This is a genomic window from Bacillus sp. EB106-02-03-XG38 (assembly GCF_058792175.1).
The window spans coordinates 235,834-259,067 of the sequence record NZ_JBYTED010000006.1; the positions used below are offsets into that span (position 1 = coordinate 235,834).

Sequence of the window (23,234 nt, forward strand, 5' to 3'; positions counted from 1 at the left end):
AGATGGGTAAAATTCGCAAACTAGATGATCAACTCTCTAACTTAATTGCGGCAGGGGAAGTAGTAGAGCGCCCTGCCTCAGTCGTAAAAGAACTTGTGGAAAATTCTATCGATGCGAATAGTACATCTATTGAAATCCACTTAGAAGAAGCTGGTTTATCGAAAATTCGCATCATTGATAATGGGGACGGCATTGCAGAAGAAGATTGTATCGTCGCTTTTGAACGACATGCGACGAGCAAGATTAAAGATGAAAACGATCTGTTTCGCATAAGAACACTCGGTTTCCGCGGTGAGGCATTGCCGAGTATTGCCTCGGTTAGTGAATTAGAATTAATCACGAGCACAGGTGATGCACCTGGTACACACCTAATGATTAAAGGTGGAGACATTATAAAGCAGGAAAAAACGGCAAGCCGAAAAGGAACAGATATTACAGTACAAAACTTATTCTTTAATACACCAGCGCGTCTTAAGTATATGAAAACGATTCATACAGAACTTGGGAATATTACAGATATTGTGTATCGTATCGCAATGTCACATCCAGAAGTATCGTTAAAGCTATTTCATAATGAAAAGAAATTGCTTCACACATCAGGAAATGGTGATGTAAGACAAGTACTTGCATCGATTTACAGCATTCAAGTTGCGAAGAAGCTTATTCCAATTGAAGCTGAATCTTTAGATTTCACAATTAAAGGTTATGTAACTTTACCAGAAGTAACGAGAGCATCTCGTAATTATATGTCAACGATCGTAAATGGTCGTTACGTTCGAAATTTCGTATTAATGAAAGCTATTCAGCAAGGATACCATACATTATTGCCTGTTGGACGATATCCAATCGGCTTCTTATCGATTGAAATGGATCCAATGCTTGTTGACGTTAACGTACATCCTGCGAAATTAGAAGTTCGTTTTAGTAAAGAACAAGAATTGCTAAAGCTTATCGAAGAAACATTGCAAGCAGCATTTAAAAAAATACAGCTCATCCCAGATGCAGGTGTAACAACGAAGAAAAAAGAAAAAGATGAAAGTGTGCAAGAACAATTCCAGTTTGAGCATGCGAAGCCGAAAGAGCCATCTATGCCGGAAATCGTTTTACCGACGGGCATGGATGAAAAACGAGAAGAACCACTGGCTGTGAAACAGCCAGCACAACTGTGGCAACCGCCGAAGCAAGAATGGCAACCACCTCAGTCGCTCGTAAGAGAAGAACAAAGTTGGCAACCATCTAGTAAACCGATAATAGAAGAATCGATTCGAGAAGAGAAATCGTGGAACAGTAATGATGAAGGCTTTGAATTAGAGGAATTGGAAGAAGAGGTTCAGGAAATAGAAGAGATTGAAATGAACGGTAATGACTTACCACCACTTTATCCAATCGGACAAATGCACGGAACATATATTTTCGCTCAAAATGATAAAGGCTTATATATGATTGACCAGCATGCTGCGCAGGAACGTATTAATTATGAATACTTCCGTGATAAAGTAGGAAGGGTAGCGCAAGAAGTACAAGAACTACTTGTACCGTACCGTATTGACTTATCTCTTACTGAATTTTTACGTGTCGAGGAGCAGCTAGAAGAACTGAAAAAAGTTGGACTGTTCTTAGAGCAATTCGGTCATCAATCCTTTATCGTCCGCTCACATCCAACGTGGTTCCCGAAAGGACAAGAAACAGAAATTATCGACGAAATGATGGAACAAGTCGTCAAACTAAAAAAAGTTGATATTAAAAAACTACGTGAAGAAGCAGCCATCATGATGAGCTGTAAAGCGTCCATTAAAGCGAATCAATATTTAACGAACGATCAAATATTTGCTTTACTGGAAGAGCTACGTACAACAACAAACCCATACACATGCCCGCACGGAAGACCAATTCTTGTGCATCATTCTACTTATGAGCTTGAGAAGATGTTTAAGAGAGTTATGTAGGGAGACTGTTCATAGAGAAAAAATGGTTCCTGGTTATTTTAATAAAATAGAGAGTGAAATAAAAAGGAGCGATAGTAACAAGTCGCTCCTTATTCATATAATTCTTTTGCAACTATAAACTAGAGATAACCTATTTGTAATATATATGTGATTTCTCATTTTTTTGTAAGGACAGTGGGTTTTAATTTACAGATTTATCAGAATTATGTAAAGTGTAGATAAAATCATAAAATGGGGTGTTCTATATGTGTACAAGTTTGACATTACAGACAAAAAACGGTCAGCATCTTTTTGCAAGAACGATGGACTTCACATTAGATATGAATCAAGAAGTAATAATCATTCCTCGACATTATCAGTGGAATAATATAACTGGTGAAATCATTAATACGAAACATGCTACGGTCGGAATGGGTATTAATCATCAAGGAAGGATCATTATGGCGGACGGAGTAAATGAAGCAGGTATGACATGTGCAACACTCTATTTTCCAGGATTCGCTACTTATAGTCAAAGCATAGATGACAACAAAACGAATTTGGCTCCATTTGATTTTGTGACTTGGAGTCTCACGCAATTCAATTCTGTCAAAGAGTTAAAGAAATCCGTAGATAGCCTTACTTTTTTGGATATACCATTACCGGATTTAGGACTTACGCCACCACTCCATTGGATTTTAGCGGATAAATGGGGAGATTGCATTGTACTGGAGCCGACAAGTGAAGGATTAAAGTTGTATGATAACCCACTAGGAGTGATGACGAATAGTCCGGAGTTTAATTGGCATTTGCAAAATTTAAGACAATATATAGGCCTTAAATCGCAGCCATTCGCGCCAACAGAGTGGAGTAACTTACCATTAAGTGCTTTTGGTCAGGGCTCAGGCTCAATGGGACTTCCAGGGGATTTTACCCCGCCATCAAGATTTGTGCGGGCAGCATATGGTAAACAAAACATTCAAGGTATAGATAGTGAAGAAGAGGGAGTATCGGCCCTATTTCATATTTTATCAAATTGCGAGGTTCCTAAAGGTGGCGTAATTACAGAAGAAGGTGCATTAGATAATACAATTTATACAAGCGTAATGTGTATGGAGTCCGGAACATATTATTATCATACTTACAATTGTAGACAAATTATAGCCATTCATTTATTTCATGAAAATTTAGATACAGATGAGATTAAAGTCTATCCGTTCCAGCGGAAACAAAAAATATTTTATGAAAACTAAGTAGCTTTGAAACAGCGTTTGGTAAATTTTAAAAAATATATAATAGAGCAATAATAGGGATTGGAAGAGGTATAAATTCAATCCAATGACTTCTAGAAGGCCCATTAAAGTACCATTGAATGAAATGAACATGGACATACGCCATTTATAAATAGTAAAGAACAAAAAAGGTATGGAAACTATCCATGCCTTTTTTGTTCTTCTATTATCTATGTATAAAAAAGCGCTGTATATCAGCACTTTTTAAAAGTACACGAGTTGTATAAGAAAGATTTATATATTACCTATAACTATGCAAGGTCTAATATAGATTCTTATTTGATTAATTGTTATAAGAGCTTATCAGGTTATTTATTTTTATTATTATTAATTTTTTCCGTATATAACACCTGTTCTTTATAGTGTTTTTTAATTGGGAAAGTATGTGTACCAGAGCCGTTTTTGAAGTTTTTATTAATGGGATTTTTTAGCGGGATTGTTGTAGTTTCAGTAAATTCATATGGGTAGTTTATTTTAGATTTATCTTCAAACATGAAAATGCCTCCTTTTAGGATTTCCTGAATTCTTTACTATAACATGATATGCATATAGATTTTTTTTGGACTAGTTATTTATAGAGGTTAATGGAATTTAATTCCGTACTTACTGAAATATTTCAAAGGAAAACAATGTGAGAAATACATGATAATGATTTCTTTTATGTATTCGTGAAGATTATTTTGCATATATATTCGTTATAAATTGTTTTTATAATATGGTTCATATAGGTTTTTCTTGATAATGTAATGCGGAAGATTATAGTGTTATTAGGTTATTAGGAACATTTAATGCTGTTTCAAAACTGAAAGGGAATTGAAAAAAAACTGAAACTTTTCTCATAAAAATTCAATCTAACTTGAAAAATGAAAGAAAAATGAAATTTTCCAAAAGATATTCTTTGTTAATATAAAAAGCATACATACAAAAAGTATTGACATATCTTAAAAATGTATTTTCAAGATATAGTGGGGGAAAAGATGAGAGTAGAAAAACAATTAATAAAAAAGATGTATTATGAAACATTCCTAATGGAGAATGAAACAAAACCACCTCTTGACGTACTTGGAGAAGTTTATTTAAACGAAGAAAGAAATGAGATTTCTGAGGGATCTTACATTCGTTTTGCACAAGGTGAGTTTTATTATCAGCATCAAGATTTTGAAGCAGCTATTTTTAAATGGGAGAAAGTTAATAATGAATTAGCACCATGGGCACAAAAAAATATTGCGGATGCTTATTTCGAGCTTAATCAATTACAAGTTGCTGAAAATGTTTATACTTCCATTACTACTGATAATATAATATTGATGACGGAAATTAGACTACAATTACTTTCTCTTTACATAGAGCAAAATAACGTTGACTCAGCTTTCGCTGTTATTAAAGAAGCAGTTTCTTTAAATCCGGATTATCCAAATGTCACAAAAATCGCCCGTTCCTTTTATGAGGAGCAGCAAGATTTTGATAGTGCAGTAGAGCTTGCTGTGAATGAGTTAATTCGAACAGAATCTTATCCGTGGTTTGAGGTTTTAAAAGGATATATCGATAAAAGATTTACGAAACATATTGCACCAGATTATTTCTATGAAGCATTAGTTACGTTAAATAATGTAGATCAAGTACAATTTACGCAAATGGTTTCATCACTTTGGAACAGTTATAAAAATGAACAAAATTACTTATTATGGCTTAACACAATAAATGAATTTTTCTTACATATTGAAATACATTCGTCCGATATATGGGACAAAATTTCTTCTCTTTACGAAGAAACGTACTTTGAATTAATTCAAGGTCAATATATGCTTAAACAATTGCACGACATTATTCCAAACTTGTTAACAAATTGGTTAAAGGTAGTCAATCCATCTTATGCTGTATTCCCATCAGCAGCTGTATTGGCATGGGATGAGATTTTCCCTTCTAAAATAGATTCAGCAAATATAAAACATGCGGAAAACCTGTTGTTATATTCTATTAATCATGTGAATGGCTTAGAGTATAGTTTACATCTTTTTGAATCTATTACAGAATGGGCACAAGAGCATAATATAGAAATGGGTCACCGATTTAGATGGTTAGTTGGCGAGCTCGCAGATTTAAGTACAAATCGCATTTTAGTAACGGGAACTTCAGGGAACGGAAAAACTACATTTATTAACTCTATATTAGGAGAAAATATAGTAGAAAAATCAATTTCAAATGTAGTAGTTTTAAAAAATGATGCTCATACAGAAATTAACGCCATAACAGATTCTGCAATTACAACAACGGAAGATGTCTCTGATTACTATAATATGATGTCTCAACACCATCAAACATATAGAGATAGAGCATGTGTTGAATTTAAATTACCATGCAAATTTTTAAGTGAAAATAAACTTACATTTGTAGTTACACCTGGCTTTAATAGGAATAATGACACTAGAGATGAGATATTCGAATATTTAAACTCTGTAGACGAATTATTATTTGTATTGAATGCGGATTCACCTTTTACTGACAAAGAACGTGACATTCTATTAAGCATTCAAGAACATACACCAAATTTACAAATTCATTTCTTATTAAATAAAATCGATAACATATACAGTGAAGCAGAAGTGAAAAGAGTATTATATGATACGCAAGCAAGAATAAACACATATTTCCCGCAAGCGAGAATTTTCCCTTACTCTTCGCTATATACAAGTAGTCAACAATTAAATGAGTTAACTGAGTTTATTCATTTTAACTTTAATCATAAAAATATCGATGCAGAACGTACTGAAAAGCTACTATTTTTCATTCGAAAAACAATTACATATTTGTTGGATAAACGCGTTGAGAAAGAAAATAATTTAGTTGATGCGATTAATTGGAATGAAGATATGCTCGTGAAACTAAATGGTAGCATGAATAATCTTACTGCTTTTGAGAAGGAAAAAATTCATTTCATTACACAGTCATATCGCACAATGAAAACGGAAATTACGAACGACCTTACTGAAAATATTCCGAAGATATTACAGAGTTGTTCGGATTTAATTAGTGAAGAAAGCGATTTCGGTCACATGGATACGGAACTAAATAAAGCAATGAATGAAAGAGTACACAAATATTTAGAACAAACGGTATTACCTAAACTTGCCCTTTCTATGCAAAATTGGATTGAAACTTCTAATCATGAGCTCCTTCAAAGTCAATCATATCTTGAAGAACTGAGTGAAGGACTTAATTCTTTATTTGGAGAAAATCGAATACAGTTAGCATGTGATTTTAAAGTACTTGATGACTGGCGCAGAGATGCTGACAGAATGACGACTAGAATACAAATGGATGAAGTAAATATTTTACGTCGATTTACACCAGCGCAATTTTTACTGAAAAGTGCCGGTAAATTATTTGGAGTTCTTCCTAAAAACAAAGGTATGCTATATAACAAATATAAACAGTATGTAGAAAATGAAGATTATACAGAAGTAACAACTTCTATTATGAAGAAATTTTTCTTGCAATTTGAGCTGTTTGAAAACACACAAGAGAGGGATATTCATATATTCTTTAGGAATCCATTTAACTCCTTGAAACAAGCTGTAGAAAACACTCATTTAGAAATACAAGAAAAACAAGAGATGTTACATAAAATGAAATCAAATCCCGAAGTCTACCATGATTCTATCATGCTCTTTGAATTGAGATTACGTCAATGTGAAGTGATTTTAAATATTGGTGATGATCATACCTATACAGATGTAACTTTAGAAACAAGCGTAGAATAAAAGTAAAATATATGAGGTTTCTATATGACATTGCATCATATGTTATAAGAGAGTAAAAGGGAGCAACTGTAATGAGTTGCTCCCTTTTCATATTTACATTATTTTTCAGTCTCTTTAATTTTAGTTTGTACTTCGCCAGTTTTTATTTTATTACTTTCTGAGAAACGTAATAAATCGCCTTCAATAATTTTGTCAGACATTCGTAATTCATTTTGTGCACGGTTAATGAGTGCTTGTGCTTCTTTTTTTGGTAAATCTACAATTTCACCAGTTATTCGGTCATAGAAAGTGTTGTTTGTGTATGCATACTTGTCTGTAATAAAGCTGCCATCACGTAGAACGACAAAACCGGTATATTCATCTGAAAACATATCATGGCCAAAACGGATATCGTTCGTAGTATCAATCCCTAATAAATTTAGAATTGTAGGTTTCATATCAATTTGTCCCGTAGGTTTTGAAATCGTTTGACCTTCTGTTTGGCCAGGCATGTGAATATATAAAGGTGTACGTTGTAAATTTAAAGTATCAAATTCTGTTATCTGATCTTTTTCTAAAAACTGTGCCATTGCACGATTATGTTTTTCAGAAATGCCATAATGATCACCATACAATACAATAATAGAATCATCATACATTCCCTCGGCTTTTAAACGTTCAATAAATTTTTTAATGGATTCGTCTAAGTAACGTGCTGTTACAATATAACGATCAAATACGCCATTACCAGAGTTATATGGTTCAATGAATTTTGTATCTTCATCATACGTAAATGGATAATGGTTTGTTAACGTAAGGAAACGAGCGTAAAATGGTTGGTCAACAGTTTTTAATATATCTACTGATTGATCGAAGTATTCAATATCTTTTAATCCCCAATTTAAATGTGTTTCGGGTGTAATTTTGTAATCAAGTTCATTATAGTAACGATCATAACCGAGAGCAGAGTACATGATATTACGATTCCAAAACGTTGCGTTATTCGCATGGAATACAGAAGTAAAATAGCCTTGCTGGCGTAAAATCTCTGGAGTCGCAGTATAATCATTGTTACCGTGCGTGAAAAATACAGCTCCTCGATTTAATGGATACAACGACGTATCGATTAGAAATTCAGAATCGGATGTTTTTCCTTGCCCAGTTTGGTGGAAAAAGTTATCGAAGTAATAGCTTTCGTTTATGAATTCATTCAAGAACGGTGTAATTTCTTGACCGTTAACTGATGCGCCTATTAAGAAGGTTTGCAAGGATTCAAGAGTAACGACAATTACGTTTTTTCCTTTTGCTGCACCAAATAGATTAGGGTTTGGTTCACTTTGGTTTGCCTTTACGTAGTTTTCAGTTTCTTGTAACTTACTACTATCAGCAAGTGCCTTTTGCGATTCTGCTTTTACTTGCAGTGTTAAATCATATACTTGATGAGTGTATAGTCCTAAATTTTTGACAAGCATGACTCGGTCAAATGATCTCGTTAATAGTTCAGGTCGTTCTTTTTCTGCAAGATGTAGATTTGCAAAAAACACACCAATCGTTAAAAGAAAATATAACAAGCGTGCCGGATGAGTTACACGTCCTGTTTGGAAGACTAATGCCTTCTTCTTTAACAAAATAAAGAAGAAAATAATGTCTACGAAAGCGAGTATAATTTTATAGTTCAATATTTCTAAAATACTACCGCCTAATTGACCAAAGTTTGATGTTTGCCCAAGTACTGGTAACGTTACGAAATCACTATAAAAATCATAGAACATTACATTCCCAACGAGTACGATTGTTAATAAGAAATTAATACATAGCGCTATATAATTTCGCTTTTCACCGGTTGCAAATAATGCTAATCCGACAAAAGCTAATGAGGTAGCGAGAGGACTAATAAATAAAATAAGCTCTTGTGTAGAAGACTCAATTTTTAAATCAAAACTGAATCTTGTAATAAGATATGTTTTTAGCCATACTGCTAAAGCAATTATTAAAACAAAGCTTATATTTTGCATTTGTAAATTAACTTTATTTTTCATTTTTACACCTTCTTTATACAATTTATTTAACTTATGTTATATATTATATTTTCATAACTATTGGAGTGTAATGAACCATTCAGCTTATGCTTTCTAAAGGTCATAATATGAAGTATTCATATACGTAAAATGGGGAATTTTAAAGCATAAATCTATTTTTTTAGAAACAGAATAGAAAAAGTCATAGTTGTAGTAAAAAATACTTATAGACATCCTAACATATTAAACACTATGATGATGTTACAAAATATCGAACAAATGAAAGTGGAAATGAATAGAGCCTTTTAAAACTATTGACATTCAATTTGTTAGAATTGAATGTCAATAGTTATGTTAAATATGTATCCCATAAAACCCTGATTCTTTGTGGGGAAATAGTAAGCTATTACTATGTAAATTAAATGTGAGATAAATATTTTCCAACATACAACCCACTTGCAGCAGCTTGAGATAAGGAATGAGTGACACCGGAACAATCTCCAACTAAAAATAGTCCATGCAAACTTGTTTCAAAATAGTTATTGATTTTTATCGTAGGAGCATAGAACTTTCCGTCAATTCCGTATAACAAAGTATCTTTATCAATCGGTTCTTGGATAAATTGTTCTAAGCGTAATAAAAACTCTTTAAGCCCTTCAATATATAATGGAGGAACTTCTGTATGCAAATCGCCATAATCTCCTTCTAGTGTAGGGTGTATACGGTTATGTTTCATGCGGTTCTCTGTTGTAGGCTGTTCATTTAGTAAGTCCTCTAAGCGCTGAATAACAATCCGATCTCGTCCTTGGTTAATGTTTTTAATGATTGAACTTGCGTATATGTTTGCATCTTTGAGAGTTGAAAAATAGCGTGGGATGAATAAAGTGAAATTTAAGTTAGGTGTGCCAGTTCCTTTCTCTCGAAAATTTTGACCGTCAGGCATAACTAAACCTTCTTCGTACTTTCTAATGATGCGTCCTTTCGGATTCATACAGTACGTAGTTGCTGTAAAGTGTTCATGCTCATAAGAAAGTTTAGTCTCAAATGTATCTTTTAATATAGAACGTAATTGGTGTTCTTTCATTTCTACTCGAATACCTAAATCTACACGAGTTTGTTCCTGAGAAATATTGAGAGAAGTGCACATTTCTTTTAGCCAATCCGCTCCGGAACGTCCAGTTGCAAATACTAGTTGCTTAGATTGAACTGTTCCTTCATTTGTCTCTATTGTAAAATGATCTTTCTGTTTCATAATATGTTGCACATCTATATGAAATTGTATATTTATTTTCGTAAGCAAAAATTCATAGAGTTGCTGAAAAATCTCACTTGATAGGGTAGTGCCAAGATGCCGTACTTCTGTTGTTAGCATTTGCAAACCACACGACTCAGCTCTCTTATTGAGAGTTGGATTTTCTGTAGAATACTTTGAAACAGAGCTTCCTCCGAACTGACATAGAATTTCATCTACTTCAGCCATGAGTTGTATAAAGCCTTCTTTACCGACTTTTTGCTCAAGTTCGCCACCAAATCCGTTTGTATAATTAAACTTCCCTTCAGATTTTCCTAAACCACCAAACCCAAAATATTTAGCACATGTAGTACAAGTACACGCTTTTCCTTCGTCTAAAGGACAATGACGATCTTCTAGCGCTTTCCCTTTATCAAGAATTAAAACCTTTTTGTTCCTTTTAGCTAGTGAATAAGCCATAAAAATGCTACTTACTCCAGCGCCGATAATTGTAACATCATACATATTCTTTCACCTGCTAACGAATAGTTTGTTTTTATTTCTCTAGTGTATAACAATATTATGAAGTTAAGAAATAGCTTTTATTAATAAAGAGGGAGTTTTTGAACCTGATGCTTTTTTAATTTCTCAAAGTGGTGGAGTAAATACAAATGTTTGAAAGAATAGTTTTTAAAAATTACTATGTCATATGATAAATAAATTGTTACATACAAAAAAACAGACCTTTTAAGTAAAGAGGTCTGTTAATGATTGCAACTCTTATTTAGCAAACGCATGGTTACCAATTACTGCTACTGTTTGACGTGTCGTAATCCATTTGTCTGTTGATGTTTTTGGATTATAGAAATAAAGCCAATCAGAATGTATTCCATTCGTGGAGATAGCCTCTTCTACTGCCATTTTTGCTTCTGGGCTTGCAGGATGATTAATTCTTCCATCTGTAACAGGAGTAAATGCATATCCATATTTAATAGGTTCATAAATAACGCCTGTTATTGTATTTGGAAACCCTTTTGCGTTTACACGATTTAGTATAACTTTTGCTACAGCTACTTTACCTTTATAGGATTCGCCACCTGCTTCAGCGGTAACTAAGCGTGCCATTAAGTCTTTTTCTTTTTCTGAAATGCTTGAGTTAATTTTTAAATGTTGTCCTGTATAAAGTTTGTTTCCGATTGTATTATTAATTTGTTTTATAGATTGAACGGTAACATTGTAACGCTTTGCTATCGTTTCTAATGAATCTCCCTGTTGTACTTGATAAATAATTTGTCCAGAAATCTTCGCAGGGTTGACGTTTTGACGAACGGTGATTTCATTTGAATTCGTGGACCCTGGAATATGTAACTGTTCACCAATAAAAGTTTGATCGTTTCCTTTATTGTTAGCCTGTTTAATGGAGTGGATTGAAACTCCGTATTGTTTACTAATGCCCCAAAGTGTATCATTCTTTTTTACTGTATGAATGGTAGATGCTTCAGCTGTGCCTTGATTACATACGAATGTAATTGCAGCTGCAGATAAAGGTATTATATGTTTTATTTTTAATAATTTCATTGTAAATCCTCCTAGGAAAAATAAGGTCAAACTGTTAAGTAATGTAGTTCAGAATGTTTATGCATAATATTGTAATGTAAGTATATTAGCACATATGAAATAAATAATCATTATAAGTTTCTTATTTATGTGGTGTAGAGTCCGAATATGAAATATTGCATATGAAAATACATTGAAGTTCATATTGCTGATTACTATAATCTATTTAGTAGAAAGGGAATATGTTATATAAATAAAATCATTATAGATTAATATAATGATTAAATATTATTAATAAGAGGAGTGATGTAATGAGTATATTTAAAAGAATATCTGTTTCAGCTGTAATCATTTCAACATTTTTAGGAATAGGGGAAACAGTCAATATTGTAAATGCTGATTCTATAGAACAACAGAGTAAATTAGGGATAGAACAAGAAACAGATAAGCAAATCATTGTAAAATTCAGAGCGGATTTGAAATTTCCATATGAAGATGGTATTGAAAAACAAATACAATCTCAAATGAACGATAAAGTACTAGAAGATTTTTTCGCAGAATATCCAGATGTAACATTTAATCGTTTATTCACATCTGTAAGTCCGGAACAAATACAAAACCTTGAAGTGAAAGCACCTAATAATGTATCTACAAGTTTATCAAACTATTATATTCTTCAAACTCAAGATGGTGAGCAGGAAGAAGAACTAGTAGATAAGTTAAAGACATCATCTTTAATAGAAGATGTGTATGTGAAGAAACAAGAAAAAATAACGCCACCGGAAGTACAACCATTAAGTGTATCTTTTAATCCTAATAGCAATCCTAGATATAAAAAACAAGGTTACCTTGATGCGGCACCATACGGTATTAATGCGTCTTTTGCCTGGGGAGTCCAAGGTGGTAATGGAAGTGATATAACCTTTGTTGATATGGAATATGGATGGCTATTAAATCATGAGGATTTAGTACATCAAAATATTGAATTAATGTCTGGAAGAAATATAGATCAGCATGTTGGACATGGAACGTCTGTACTAGGGATTGTATCCTCTGAGGATAATGAGGTTGGGAATATTGGGATTGCGCCAAAAGCGAAAGCGAAAGTGATTTCTCAAATAAGAGATAACGGACAGTATAATACAGCTGATGCAATATTAAGTGCTGTAAATCAGTTAGAAGCTGGGGATGTTTTATTATTAGAGGCACAAGCGTCCTTTGATGGATATGGTGATAAATATTTACCTGTTGAAATACAACCAGATATCTTTGATGCGATTCGTGCTGGTACAGATAAAGGTGTTGTCATTATAGAAGCTGGAGCAAATGGGTGGAATGATTTAGATCAATTTAAAGATAGAAATGGTAAACAAGTCTTAAATCGAAATAGTAAAGATTTTAAAGATTCAGGTGCAATTATGGTAGGCGCGGGCTCTTCATCTTTCCCTCATGAGCGTATGTGGTTTTCAAATTATGGAAGTCGGATTGATGTGTACGGTTGGGGAGAAAATGTAGATACAACTACAGCCGAGCAAAGTCGAAGTGCTGTAAATCTTTATACTTCAAGCTTTAGTGGAACATCTAGTGCTTCACCCATTATCGCAGGAGCAGCGACTTTAGTACAAAGCATTGCTAAAGAAAATTTAGGACAACCATATAGACCAAGTGAATTAAGAACGATATTAAGTAACCGTAACACTGGAACGAAATCTAAAGATCCATCTTCAGATAAAATTGGTGTTTTACCAGATTTGAAGTCTATACTAGTAGATTTAGGGTATGAACGAAGAGAAACGAACGGTGGGAATGAGTTACAAGTAACAGAAAATGAACCAAATAATGAACGTAGACAGGCAAATAAAGTCTCCTTTCATACACCAATGAAAGGAAAACTAGATAATCGTGATAAGGTGGATGTATTTACTTTCCAAATTGACTCACCAGAAAATATTAATATTTCTTTATTAAATGAACAAAACATTGGAATGACATGGGTACTTCACCATGAATCAGATTTAAACAACTATGTAGCATATGGTGAAAATGAAGGGGGTGTAGTTAAAGGAACTTATAATGCAAAGCCAGGTAAATATTATTTAAATGTCTATAAGTATGAGAATAAAGATGGTTCATATGTATTGAACATAAAATAAACGAAAGGAACTTCAGATGAAGTTCCTTTAAATGTTTCTAATTTAGTATATGTGAATGATTTTTTAACTTTACTTCTATGCAATATTTCATATTGATGAAATGTTATTTATTTTTTATGAACTAACTTATATTATATTCAATAAGTTTGATGTAAAACAGAAAAAGGAGGAATAGTAGTGAGCAATAATAATTTTATTTTGAAATTATTCATATGTATTATGATATTTAGCACATCTGTATTTGCTTTACATGATAAGCGAGTCCTTGCAGCTAGCCCTGTTAATGAGCTTGAAAATTGGTCAAAATGGATGCAACCTATACCTGATAACATCCCATTGGCACGAATTTCAATTCCGGGAACACATGATAGTGGTACGTTCAAATTACAAAATCCAATTAAGCAAGTATGGGGAATGACGCAAGAATATGATTTTCGTTACCAAATGGATCATGGAGCTCGTATTTTTGATATAAGAGGACGTTTAACAGATGATAATACGATAGTTCTTCATCATGGGCCATTATATCTTTATGTAACATTACATGAATTCATAAGCGAAGCGAAACAATTTTTAAAAGATAATCCAAGTGAAACGATTATTATGTCTTTAAAAAAAGAGTATGAGGATATGAAAGGAGCAGAAGGTTCCTTTAGTAATACGTTTGAAAAAAATTATTTTGTTGATCCTATCTTTTTAAAAACAGAAGGAAATATAAAACTTGGAGATGCTCGTGGGAAAATTGTGCTGTTAAAAAGGTATAGTAGTAATGAAACAGGAGGATATAATAATTTTTATTGGCCAGATAATGAGACATTTACGACAACTGTAAATCAAAATGTAAATGTAACAGTGCAAGATAAATATAAAGTGAGTTATGATGAGAAAGTAAAATCTATTAAAGATACGATCAATGACACGATGAACAATAGTGAGGATTTAAATCATCTATATATTAATTTTACAAGCTTGTCTTCTGGTGGTACAGCATGGAATAGTCCATATTACTACGCCTCTTATATAAATCCTGAAATTGCAAACTATATAAAACAAAAGAGTCCTGTAAGAGTAGGCTGGATAATGCAAGACTACATAAATGAAAAGTGGTCACCATTATTGTATCAAGAAGTTATAAGAGCGAATAAGTCATTAATAAAAGAATAAAGATGATGAGAGTAAGAAGCGATAACATACGTCGCTTCTTTTTGTTTTCCAAAAACCAACATTGAATATCATACTTTCGTGATAGAAAAAAATAAAAACATACGATATAATCATACATATAAAATTTGTACCTATAAATTTTATATATATGAATGAATTCTATTTGTTGTAATGAAATGGAGGTATATACTATGAAGTTTTCACATGATTTTTTATTCGGAGCTGCTTCAGCTTCTTACCAAGTAGAAGGTGCATGGAATGAAGATGGAAAAGGTGTTACGAATTGGGATGAGTTTTCAAAAATTCCTGGCAAAACATACAATGGAACAAATGGTGATGTAGCTGTTGATCATTATCATCGATATAAGGAAGATGTTTGTTTAATGGCTGAAATGGGGTTAGAATCGTACCGTTTTTCTATTTCTTGGGCGAGAATATTGCCGACTGGAGATGGAGAGGTGAATGAAAAAGGAATCGAATTTTATAACAACTTAATTGATGAATGTTTAAAATATGGGATCGTACCGTTTGTCACTTTATATCATTGGGATTTACCGTTAGCGTTAGAAAAAGATGGTGGATGGACGAATAAACGAACAGCAGAAGCTTTCGTGAAATACGCAGAAATTTGTTTTAAGGCATTTGGTGATAGAGTTAAACATTGGATTACTTTTAATGAGACAGTAATGTTTTGTGGATTAGGTTATTTAAAAGGTGCACATCCACCAGGAATACAAAATGATGTTCCAAAGTATTTTCAAGCGACGCATTATGTATTTTATGCGCATGCGAAAACAGTTGCGGTGTACAAACAGCTGAAACAATATGGGGAAATTGGTATTACTCATGTTTTCTTACCTGCTTATAGTGTGGATGGTCAAAAAGAAAATATACTGGCAGCAAAGCATGCGAATGAATATGAAACGTATTGGTATTATGATCCAGTTTTAAAAGGTGAGTATCCGTCTTATGTTGTACAACAATTAAAGAAAAAAGGATGGACTCCTAATTGGACGGTTGAAGAATTAGAAATCATTAAACAAAATGCTGAAAAGAATGATTTTATTGGATTAAATTATTATCAACCAATACGAGTAGAAAGATACGATATGGATATAAATGGCGGGGAGCATTCTCGAGAAAACTCTACACTTGCTCCAGGTAATCCTTCTTTTGATGGTTTTTATCGAACAGTTAAAATGGATGATAAAACATATACGAAATGGGGATGGGAAATATCTCCCGAAGGTTTCTTAGATGGATTGCATATGTTGAAAGAGCGTTACGGTGATATAAAGATGTATGTAACGGAAAATGGACTTGGTGATGAAGATCCAATCATTGATGGAGAAATTGTAGATGTTTCGAGAATTAAATTTATTGAAGAGCATTTAAAAGTAATAAAGCGTGCAATTGAAGAGGGGGTCAATTTAAAAGGTTATTATGCATGGTCAGTGATTGACCTTTTAAGTTGGTTAAATGGATACAAAAAGCAATATGGCTTTATTTTTGTCGATCATAATGATAACTTAAAACGTAAGAAGAAACTGTCGTTTCATTGGTATAAACATGTGATCGAAACGAGAGGAGAAGAGTTATAATAGATAAAAGAGTATTTTAGGAGAAAGTGTATGAGTGCAAAGTATAAACAGATTGCAGATGTGTTAGAGCAAAATATTCGAGACGGGCTTTTTAATGAAACGAAAAAACTACCTACAGAAGAAGCGTTAATGAATCGATTTGAAGTAAGTCGTAATACGATACGTAAAGTAATTAGTCAGCTTGTAAATAGAGGCTATATTTTTCAAGTGCAAGGTAGTGGTATGTTTTTACGCGAAACTTCTGTAACAGATTATATTAATTTAGGAAGTTTACGTGGATTAACGAAAAATCTCGTTTCGCAAAATATTGAAACGAAAGTGCTAAAGCTTGAAGTAATAGATGCGGATGAAGAGATCGCAAAGCGGATGCAATGTGAAGCCGGAACTAGGATATATTTTTTGAAGCGTTTAAGAATTGTAGATGGAAAACCGTTCTCTATTGAAATAAGTTATTTCAAAAAGGATATTATTCCATATTTGAATGAAGAAATAGCATTAAGCTCTGTATACAGTTATTTTATTGAAGATTTACGATTAAACATAGGTTTTGCCGATAAAGTAATTAGTTGTGAAAAAGTAAATAAAGAAAATGCAAAGCTTTTAGAATTAAATGAAGGTGATCCGGCGCTTCTTATTGAAAATACAGTGTATCTTGTAAATGGAACAATTTTCGAGTTATCTCAATCGATGTTTCATTATGAAAAGGCTAAACTTTTAAATCGAATTAATTTCAAATGAAAATTAGCTTAAATAAACCTGCGAAAAAACAACTGATCATAAGTGATCAGTTGTTTTTTATTATTAAAGTGGATGAGCAAAAAAACATAAAAGTGGTTGGTCCGTTTTTTACAAACATCTATTATGATAAGAGAAGAAAGGTAGTATGTTATTAACGTTTTAAAAGGGAAGTTCTTAATTAAAATAGACTGGCCTTAGAGAGGTGAATATACAATGAGCTTTGCAATTTCACTAGTCGTTATTATTGTAATTGTATCGCTGTTTGGGACCGTACTAGTTGCACGAAATGTGGAGGAGAATTACGGAAAGTCTACAAAGAGAAATGTGAAAAACTTATCAACTATTTATATTATCCTTCTTTTTGTACTACTTGTTGGAGTAACGTGGTATGCGGTAGTGATTTGATAGAAAAGACTAATATCGAAAGTGATGGAGGAGTATTGTTTTGATAAAAAATGAACGTCACGTTTTAATTGTTTTTCCGCATCCAGATGATGAGTCATATTGCGTGGCAGGTACAATCTTAGCTTATGCGCAGCGAAATGTTCCCCTTACCTATGTTTGCTTAACCTTAGGTGAAATGGGGAGGGCGATGGGAAATCCTCCTTTTGCAACACGTGAATCATTATATGCTATAAGAGAGAAAGAACTAAAGAGAGCTACAAATATTTTAGGTATTAAAGATTTACGTATGATGGGATATCGTGATAAAACTCTTGAATTTGAAACTCCTGGAGAGTTAAGACGTGTAATACAAAAATGTGTGGAAGAATTGAATCCGTCGTTGGTTATTTCTTTTTATCCGGGATATGCAGTTCATCCAGATCATGATGCAACAGGAGAAGCGGTGGCTGAGGCGTTAGCCACTATTCCTGAAAATAAAAGGCCAACATTTTATGCGGTAGCTTTTTCAAATAATCATGAAGCGGAAATAGGTCCGCCACATTTAAAAAATGAAGTGAAAGAATATGTTCCAAAAAAGCTAGAAGCATTGCAAGCACATGCATCACAATTTGCGACGAAAGTAACGGAACTAAAAAGAGAGTATGAAGATGGTGTACCGGAAACAGTCGAGTGGTTAGAAAGAGAACCGTTTTGGATATATCCATTTAAGGATAAGAAAATGTGACTGATTCATACTATTATTACTGAAATAAGGGATAGTTCGTTTTGAGAGGGGGCAACAAGGTGGAATGGAAACCAAATCGTGCAGATAAGACGCCTGTATATAAACAAATAGCGGATTATATTGAAAGGGGTATTTCCTCAGGTGAGTTTCCTTCTGATAGCAAGTTACCTTCTGAGCGTATGTTAGCAAAAGAGTTACAGGTGAACCGAAGTACGATAGTAGCTGCATATGAAGAATTAAAATCACTTGGAGTAGTAGAGCGGCAAAAAGGAAGCGGGACACGGGTGAATACAGACATATGGGGTGTTTCACATAAACGAATACCGAACTGGGGTAGGTACGTTGAGGATGGATCGTTCTTACCTAACGTACCACTCGTTCAACAAATTAGAACGGAAACACAAAAAGACGACTTAATTAATTTAGCGAGTGGTGAATTGTCACCAGAATTAATTCCGAGTGATAGATTCCGAACGATTTTGTCGGAGAAAACATTTATGGAAAACCTTGGTTATGACCATCCACTTGGGAATGAAATATTGAGAAAAACAATTGCAGCACATGTTCAGCAATATAAACAAATTGAAGCAGATTCGAATTCTATCCTTATTACATCTGGCGCACAACAGGCACTTAATCTTATCGTTCAATGCTTATTAAAACCAGGAGATGCGATTGCAATTGAGGACCCTTCTTATTGTTTTTCACTGCCAATGTTTAAATCTGCTGGCCTAAAAATATTCCATTTACCTGTTGATCAGCATGGAATGAATCCAAATGATTTAATTGATTTGCATAAAAAACATCGTATTCGCATGGTGTTTTTGAATCCAGATTATCAAAATCCAACGGGAACTGTGCTTTCATTAGCAAGACGTAAAAAGATATTGGAACTGTCTTCTGAATTTGGGATACCGATTGTAGAAGATGATCCGTATAGTGTAACGTCATTTAATGGAGAAGTGAATCCAACATTAAAATCAATGGATCAAAACGGGAATGTTCTTTATATAAGTTCATTATCAAAAATTGTTGCATCAGGATTACGTATTGGCTGGGTAATTGGTCCTACGCGTGTAATAGAACGTTTAGCGGATGCGAAGCAGCAAGTTGATTTTGGGCATAGTGTATTTACGCAGTGGGTGGCAAATCAGTTTTTAGAATCAGAAGATTTTCATGCACATATTACAATGCTCCGTAGACAATTGAAAGAAAGAAGAGATGTGTTAATTAGAAAGCTTGAAGAAATATTAGGGGACCAGGTTGAATTTTTTGTTCCAGAGGGTGGAATACATTTATGGTGCAAAGTGCAAGGAACATTTGATGAGTATCATTTGTTAGGCGAATCTATACGAAATGGTGTAGCGTTTGTCCCAGGAAGTGTTTTAGGTACTAAAAGTGAATATATTCGTTTTACTTTTGGGAGAGTAAATGCCGAACAAATTCACCTAGGAATGATGAGGTTTGCAGAAACGTTAAATGAGATTTCATAATAGTGATGCGTAATATTGAAATGAGGGAAAGAAATGAAGTACGTGACGCTTTTACTTCAAGTAGGCGTGCTATATGTATTTAGCTTAGTTGGTACGTGGATTCAAGGAGTATTCCATTTATCGATGCCAGGAAGTTTAATAGGGATGTTAATGTTATTTCTACTACTTTGTACTCGTCTTTTACCATTAAAGTGGTTTGAAGAAGGTGCGGAAAAATTAATCGTCTTTTTACCGTTATTTCTAATTCCTTCGACAACAGGTTTGATGGAATACGGGTCTTTTCTTTTCAGTAAGGGGAGTATTATATTCCTTTTAGTAGTTGCAAGCACGGTAGTAACTTTAATTGTTTCAGGGTATATAAGTCAATTAGTAGTAACATCAAAAAAATAAAATCGACAAGGTGCAATGTGCAAATGGTCTTAATTATTATTACTGTAGTAATGTACGTATTGGCGACAAAGTTGTATAAAAAATTCCCGTTTCCTTTTACGTTACCGGTGTTAACAGTTACAGCGAGTATGATTGGTTTATTTTTGATTTTTGGTATTTCTCATGATGGGTATAGAGAAAATGGAGGAGATATTCTTTCCAGCTTATTGAGTCCTGCAATTGTAGCGTTAGCGATACCTTTATTTAAAGAACGAAACATACTTATGAAAAACTTTTTGTCGATACTTATCGGTGTAGCGGTAGGTATAGTGGTTTTAACGAGTATGAATGTAGTGATTGGCAGGATGTTAAATATAGATAAGGAACTCATAGTAACGACACTGCCGCAATTAGCGACGATGCCTATCGCCATATCATTAGCGGATCAAATTGGCGGTATTCCATCCATGACTTCTAGTTTTGTAGTTGTTGCAGGAATAACAGGTGCTATGATCGGACCGACAGTACTTAAATTTTTCCGAATAACAAGCACGGTTGGAAAAGGCGTGGGGATGGGATGCGCATCACATATTATCGGTGTGAGCCGTCTCGTGAAGGAAGGCGAGAAAGAGGCGACAATCGGTTCGGTGACGATGATTGTAACTGGAATACTCATTAGTATATTCATACCGTATGGAACGAAATTTATATTTTAAAATCTAATGGAGGTGATGAAAATGACAACATGGTTTATAGTTACATTATTTATTTTTGGCGCTCTTAAAGTACTCGTTTCTAGTATGCCAACTTCTGTTGTAGAATCAATTATTAGTAGATTTGAATTACATCAAAAACTTGAGGAAGAGAATACCTCTATATCGATAGATGGCAAGAATATAGAGGGAGAAATGAAACTACAAGTTATTCATGAATTTAATGAGGCTTTATTTTTAGATAAACATTATTTCCCGCCGCAAGGGGAAGGAACACCAATCGTCATTAACACGAAGAGAGGGAATAAAGATATTCAGTTTTCTGTATATAGCCACGAGGAACATGTGGATGTAATTAAGCAATATAAGAAGAAAATCGTTGCCTACCGTTTACGTTCAAAAAGCCTTCAAAATCTTGCACCATTAGCAATAACTAAAGATTATGCTTAAGAAGAGATCTATAATGGTCTCTTTATTTTTGTATGAAAAGATATACTTTCCAAATGAAAGAAAAGAAAATCATATAGCCAAATAAAGAATATGTATGATTCCAATCCAAGCTATGAATAAATAAACCAAATCTTTCAGCAACCTGTTCAAAAATGCTAGCACAAATACCCATTAAAATAATAAATGAAATTCTAGAAACTGCAGATAATGTTTTTGAAATTTGTATGAAAATGGTTGTTAAAATTGGTAGTACAAACAAAGTAAAGACGATGTTAACTGAAAATATAGAGGAGAATGGTCTAACTGGAAAGGAATATATTTGTTTCGCAACAAAGAAAGCATCTAAGCAAGTTCCGATAATAGAAGAGAATAAGATTGTAATAACTAATGCGAAAAGGTTATTCTTCTTCTCGAAGGAGGACGTTTTTCTTTGCAAGAATGGCGAGTTCAATTTTTTCGAGTGTTTTACAGTAGTCTTCTGTAATTTGTCCATTTATATTTTCCTCCTTATCTACTAAGTAATTTACAACTTGCCAGTCCGTAAACCAATCTTCATTGTCAACTTCTTCATGCTTCATATCTCGCCATGCATAGATGAGTGCAGGACTGTATATACGATAAGCGCCACTACGCAACTGGCATTTCTTTATTCGACGCTTATAAAACTCACGGGAAAAAGATTCATTGACACTTGAAAATAAATGAGGCCAGTAATCTTTCCTTGATCCTGTATGCGGATGGTGCTGAGCCCAGTTTATTATTTGAGATAAAACATGTGTGTCTCGAAATAATAATGAATACAACCTTTTTCCAATTAAGATTCGTTCGTGTAAGGAAGTGAAATGTTTCATTGTATCACCAAATAGTAATACTTTGTGTTTCTTATCATTTTCGTAGAATGGGAAAAGAATATGATTAAATTGAAAGAAATCAAAGAGTTTAAATCCAATACTATTAAGTACAGTCTTTTTAAATTGTATATTTTGAATCACTCTTTTTTCTAAGTAGTTTTGTTCATTAATAATAGTTGCAATGGCTAATGTTTTTTTGTTACCTGTTTTCCAAAAATCGTTCCACATCGTTTCCATAAATGTAGAAACATTTAGGTGAGGGAGAAGGTGAAATAGCTTTTGTGCTCTTTTTACACTTTGTTCATAAAGCAGAAATTGAGGATATACATCTTGGAAAATAAGCCAATTCCCTCTTTCTAAAAAAGAAAAAAATGTGATTTGATCTTTCTCTGATAAAATTTTCGTATATAAATCGCCCTTCAAATCAGTCATATTCCAACCGCCGTTACGTGATACCATATGCCCAAGTAGTGCCCAATGTATTTCTGGATATTGAATGTAAAATTGGTAGTATGCGCGTGTTCTTGTCACATTATTTTTATTTAGCTGTTCAGTTTGTATTTTTATGTTGTTGATGATGAGTTGCTCTTCTTTCGTTAACTTATACATCGTGCCAGAATGAATGAGCTTGCTTTTTTGTTTCAATTCATTTTTTACATCGAATAGGGAGAGAGGCAATGCTTTGGAAAGTTCGTTATATGTATGATTTGAATTACTTCGGTACATTCCATTCCCTCCCTTTTTCATAAAATTAAACATGATTACTGGCTATGAATCATTCTATTTATTTTATTACGAATATAAGAAATA

At 33.4% G+C, this 23,234-nt stretch carries 19 protein-coding genes; 13 read left to right on the plus strand and 6 right to left on the minus strand.

The annotated features are described in order from the left end of the window. Positions 1-2: 2 nt before the first annotated feature. Positions 3-1,946 (plus strand): DNA mismatch repair endonuclease MutL, encoded by a 1,944-nt coding sequence (gene mutL / locus AC3WTI_RS23955; RefSeq protein ID WP_087958641.1) that lies wholly within the window; start codon positions 3-5, stop codon positions 1,944-1,946. Between the two features lie 245 nt (positions 1,947-2,191). Then, the gene (locus AC3WTI_RS23960; RefSeq protein ID WP_087958642.1) at positions 2,192-3,178 is read left to right on the plus strand and encodes a choloylglycine hydrolase family protein; all 987 of its coding nucleotides are present in this window, start codon (positions 2,192-2,194) and stop codon (positions 3,176-3,178) included. A 347-nt stretch (positions 3,179-3,525) separates the two neighbouring features. Here the strand turns inward: AC3WTI_RS23960 and AC3WTI_RS23965 are convergent, their stop codons facing one another. Beyond that, positions 3,526-3,711, minus strand: a complete 186-nt coding sequence (locus AC3WTI_RS23965; protein WP_000461128.1) for a hypothetical protein — start codon at positions 3,709-3,711, stop codon at positions 3,526-3,528. A gap of 453 nt (positions 3,712-4,164) precedes the next feature. Between AC3WTI_RS23965 and AC3WTI_RS23970 the strand changes: the two genes are divergently transcribed. Further along, positions 4,165-6,978, plus strand: a complete 2,814-nt coding sequence (locus AC3WTI_RS23970; protein WP_142286750.1) for a dynamin family protein — start codon at positions 4,165-4,167, stop codon at positions 6,976-6,978. Positions 6,979-7,076: 98 nt separating this feature from the next. Here AC3WTI_RS23970 and AC3WTI_RS23975 read toward each other — a convergent pair whose 3' ends face one another. From AC3WTI_RS23975 to AC3WTI_RS23985, 3 genes are all read right to left on the minus strand, one after another. Beyond that, complete coding sequence (locus AC3WTI_RS23975) at positions 7,077-8,996, minus strand: LTA synthase family protein (RefSeq protein WP_087958644.1); 1,920 nt, start codon at positions 8,994-8,996, stop codon at positions 7,077-7,079. Positions 8,997-9,393: 397 nt separating this feature from the next. After that, entirely contained in the window at positions 9,394-10,731 is a 1,338-nt protein-coding gene (locus tag AC3WTI_RS23980; RefSeq protein ID WP_087958645.1) for an NAD(P)/FAD-dependent oxidoreductase, read from the minus strand. A gap of 255 nt (positions 10,732-10,986) precedes the next feature. Beyond that, positions 10,987-11,784, minus strand: coding sequence for a cell wall hydrolase (locus tag AC3WTI_RS23985; RefSeq protein ID WP_087958646.1), 798 nt, complete (start codon positions 11,782-11,784; stop codon positions 10,987-10,989). Positions 11,785-12,074: 290 nt separating this feature from the next. Between AC3WTI_RS23985 and AC3WTI_RS23990 the strand changes: the two genes are divergently transcribed. The 10 genes from AC3WTI_RS23990 to AC3WTI_RS24035 all read left to right on the plus strand — a co-directional run bounded on the left by AC3WTI_RS23990 (position 12,075) and on the right by AC3WTI_RS24035 (position 21,573). After that, positions 12,075-13,916 carry a S8 family peptidase gene (locus tag AC3WTI_RS23990; RefSeq protein ID WP_097840524.1) on the plus strand — a complete coding sequence of 614 codons (1,842 nt, stop codon included), beginning with the start codon at positions 12,075-12,077 and terminating at the stop codon, positions 13,914-13,916. Positions 13,917-14,093: 177 nt separating this feature from the next. Beyond that, entirely contained in the window at positions 14,094-15,080 is a 987-nt protein-coding gene (locus AC3WTI_RS23995; protein ID WP_087958648.1) for a phosphatidylinositol-specific phospholipase C, read from the plus strand. 191 nt (positions 15,081-15,271) lie between these two features. Continuing rightward, entirely contained in the window at positions 15,272-16,681 is a 1,410-nt protein-coding gene (locus tag AC3WTI_RS24000) for a glycoside hydrolase family 1 protein (protein WP_048530424.1), read from the plus strand. A gap of 30 nt (positions 16,682-16,711) precedes the next feature. After that, complete coding sequence (locus AC3WTI_RS24005) at positions 16,712-17,419, plus strand: GntR family transcriptional regulator (protein WP_048530422.1); 708 nt, start codon at positions 16,712-16,714, stop codon at positions 17,417-17,419. 213 nt (positions 17,420-17,632) lie between these two features. Continuing rightward, a complete protein-coding gene (locus AC3WTI_RS24010) occupies positions 17,633-17,824 on the plus strand; it encodes a hypothetical protein (protein WP_000006467.1) in 192 nt (63 codons plus the stop codon). A 43-nt stretch (positions 17,825-17,867) separates the two neighbouring features. Further along, the gene (gene bshB2, locus AC3WTI_RS24015) at positions 17,868-18,548 is read left to right on the plus strand and encodes a bacillithiol biosynthesis deacetylase BshB2 (protein WP_097840560.1); all 681 of its coding nucleotides are present in this window, start codon (positions 17,868-17,870) and stop codon (positions 18,546-18,548) included. 59 nt (positions 18,549-18,607) lie between these two features. Next, entirely contained in the window at positions 18,608-20,041 is a 1,434-nt protein-coding gene (gene pdxR, locus AC3WTI_RS24020) for a MocR-like pyridoxine biosynthesis transcription factor PdxR (protein WP_097840523.1), read from the plus strand. A 33-nt stretch (positions 20,042-20,074) separates the two neighbouring features. After that, the gene (locus AC3WTI_RS24025) at positions 20,075-20,431 is read left to right on the plus strand and encodes a CidA/LrgA family holin-like protein (protein ID WP_087958650.1); all 357 of its coding nucleotides are present in this window, start codon (positions 20,075-20,077) and stop codon (positions 20,429-20,431) included. A gap of 23 nt (positions 20,432-20,454) precedes the next feature. Further along, on the plus strand, positions 20,455-21,126 hold the full coding sequence (locus AC3WTI_RS24030) for an LrgB family protein (protein ID WP_087958651.1): 672 nt from the start codon (positions 20,455-20,457) through the stop codon (positions 21,124-21,126). 21 nt (positions 21,127-21,147) lie between these two features. Beyond that, entirely contained in the window at positions 21,148-21,573 is a 426-nt protein-coding gene (locus tag AC3WTI_RS24035) for a YfmQ family protein (protein WP_097840522.1), read from the plus strand. A gap of 22 nt (positions 21,574-21,595) precedes the next feature. On the opposite strand, the gene AC3WTI_RS24040 is transcribed toward AC3WTI_RS24035, so the two are convergent. Both AC3WTI_RS24040 and AC3WTI_RS24045 read right to left on the minus strand, forming a co-directional pair. Then, on the minus strand, positions 21,596-22,066 hold the full coding sequence (locus AC3WTI_RS24040) for a CBO0543 family protein (RefSeq protein ID WP_097840521.1): 471 nt from the start codon (positions 22,064-22,066) through the stop codon (positions 21,596-21,598). Then, entirely contained in the window at positions 21,972-23,150 is a 1,179-nt protein-coding gene (locus tag AC3WTI_RS24045; protein ID WP_087958654.1) for a DUF2515 domain-containing protein, read from the minus strand. Before AC3WTI_RS24045 ends, AC3WTI_RS24040 begins: the two co-directional genes overlap by 95 nt. Positions 23,151-23,234 lie beyond the last annotated feature (84 nt).

Bases quoted from the DNA above. Each gene is read 5' to 3' on its own strand.
- mutL (WP_087958641.1), top strand. From the start codon at position 3: ATGGGTAAAATTCGCAAACTAGATGATCAACTCTCTAACTTAATTGCG.
- AC3WTI_RS23960 (WP_087958642.1), top strand. From the start codon at position 2,192: ATGTGTACAAGTTTGACATTACAGACAAAAAACGGTCAGCATCTTTTT.
- AC3WTI_RS23965 (WP_000461128.1), bottom strand. From the start codon at position 3,711: ATGTTTGAAGATAAATCTAAAATAAACTACCCATATGAATTTACTGAA.
- AC3WTI_RS23970 (WP_142286750.1), top strand. From the start codon at position 4,165: ATGTATTTTCAAGATATAGTGGGGGAAAAGATGAGAGTAGAAAAACAA.
- AC3WTI_RS23975 (WP_087958644.1), bottom strand. From the start codon at position 8,996: ATGAAAAATAAAGTTAATTTACAAATGCAAAATATAAGCTTTGTTTTA.
- AC3WTI_RS23980 (WP_087958645.1), bottom strand. From the start codon at position 10,731: ATGTATGATGTTACAATTATCGGCGCTGGAGTAAGTAGCATTTTTATG.
- AC3WTI_RS23985 (WP_087958646.1), bottom strand. From the start codon at position 11,784: ATGAAATTATTAAAAATAAAACATATAATACCTTTATCTGCAGCTGCA.
- AC3WTI_RS23990 (WP_097840524.1), top strand. From the start codon at position 12,075: ATGAGTATATTTAAAAGAATATCTGTTTCAGCTGTAATCATTTCAACA.
- AC3WTI_RS24000 (WP_048530424.1), top strand. From the start codon at position 15,272: ATGAAGTTTTCACATGATTTTTTATTCGGAGCTGCTTCAGCTTCTTAC.
- AC3WTI_RS24005 (WP_048530422.1), top strand. From the start codon at position 16,712: ATGAGTGCAAAGTATAAACAGATTGCAGATGTGTTAGAGCAAAATATT.
- AC3WTI_RS24010 (WP_000006467.1), top strand. From the start codon at position 17,633: ATGAGCTTTGCAATTTCACTAGTCGTTATTATTGTAATTGTATCGCTG.
- AC3WTI_RS24025 (WP_087958650.1), top strand. From the start codon at position 20,075: ATGAAGTACGTGACGCTTTTACTTCAAGTAGGCGTGCTATATGTATTT.
- AC3WTI_RS24030 (WP_087958651.1), top strand. From the start codon at position 20,455: ATGGTCTTAATTATTATTACTGTAGTAATGTACGTATTGGCGACAAAG.
- AC3WTI_RS24035 (WP_097840522.1), top strand. From the start codon at position 21,148: ATGACAACATGGTTTATAGTTACATTATTTATTTTTGGCGCTCTTAAA.
- AC3WTI_RS24040 (WP_097840521.1), bottom strand. From the start codon at position 22,066: ATGGACAAATTACAGAAGACTACTGTAAAACACTCGAAAAAATTGAAC.
- AC3WTI_RS24045 (WP_087958654.1), bottom strand. From the start codon at position 23,150: ATGTACCGAAGTAATTCAAATCATACATATAACGAACTTTCCAAAGCA.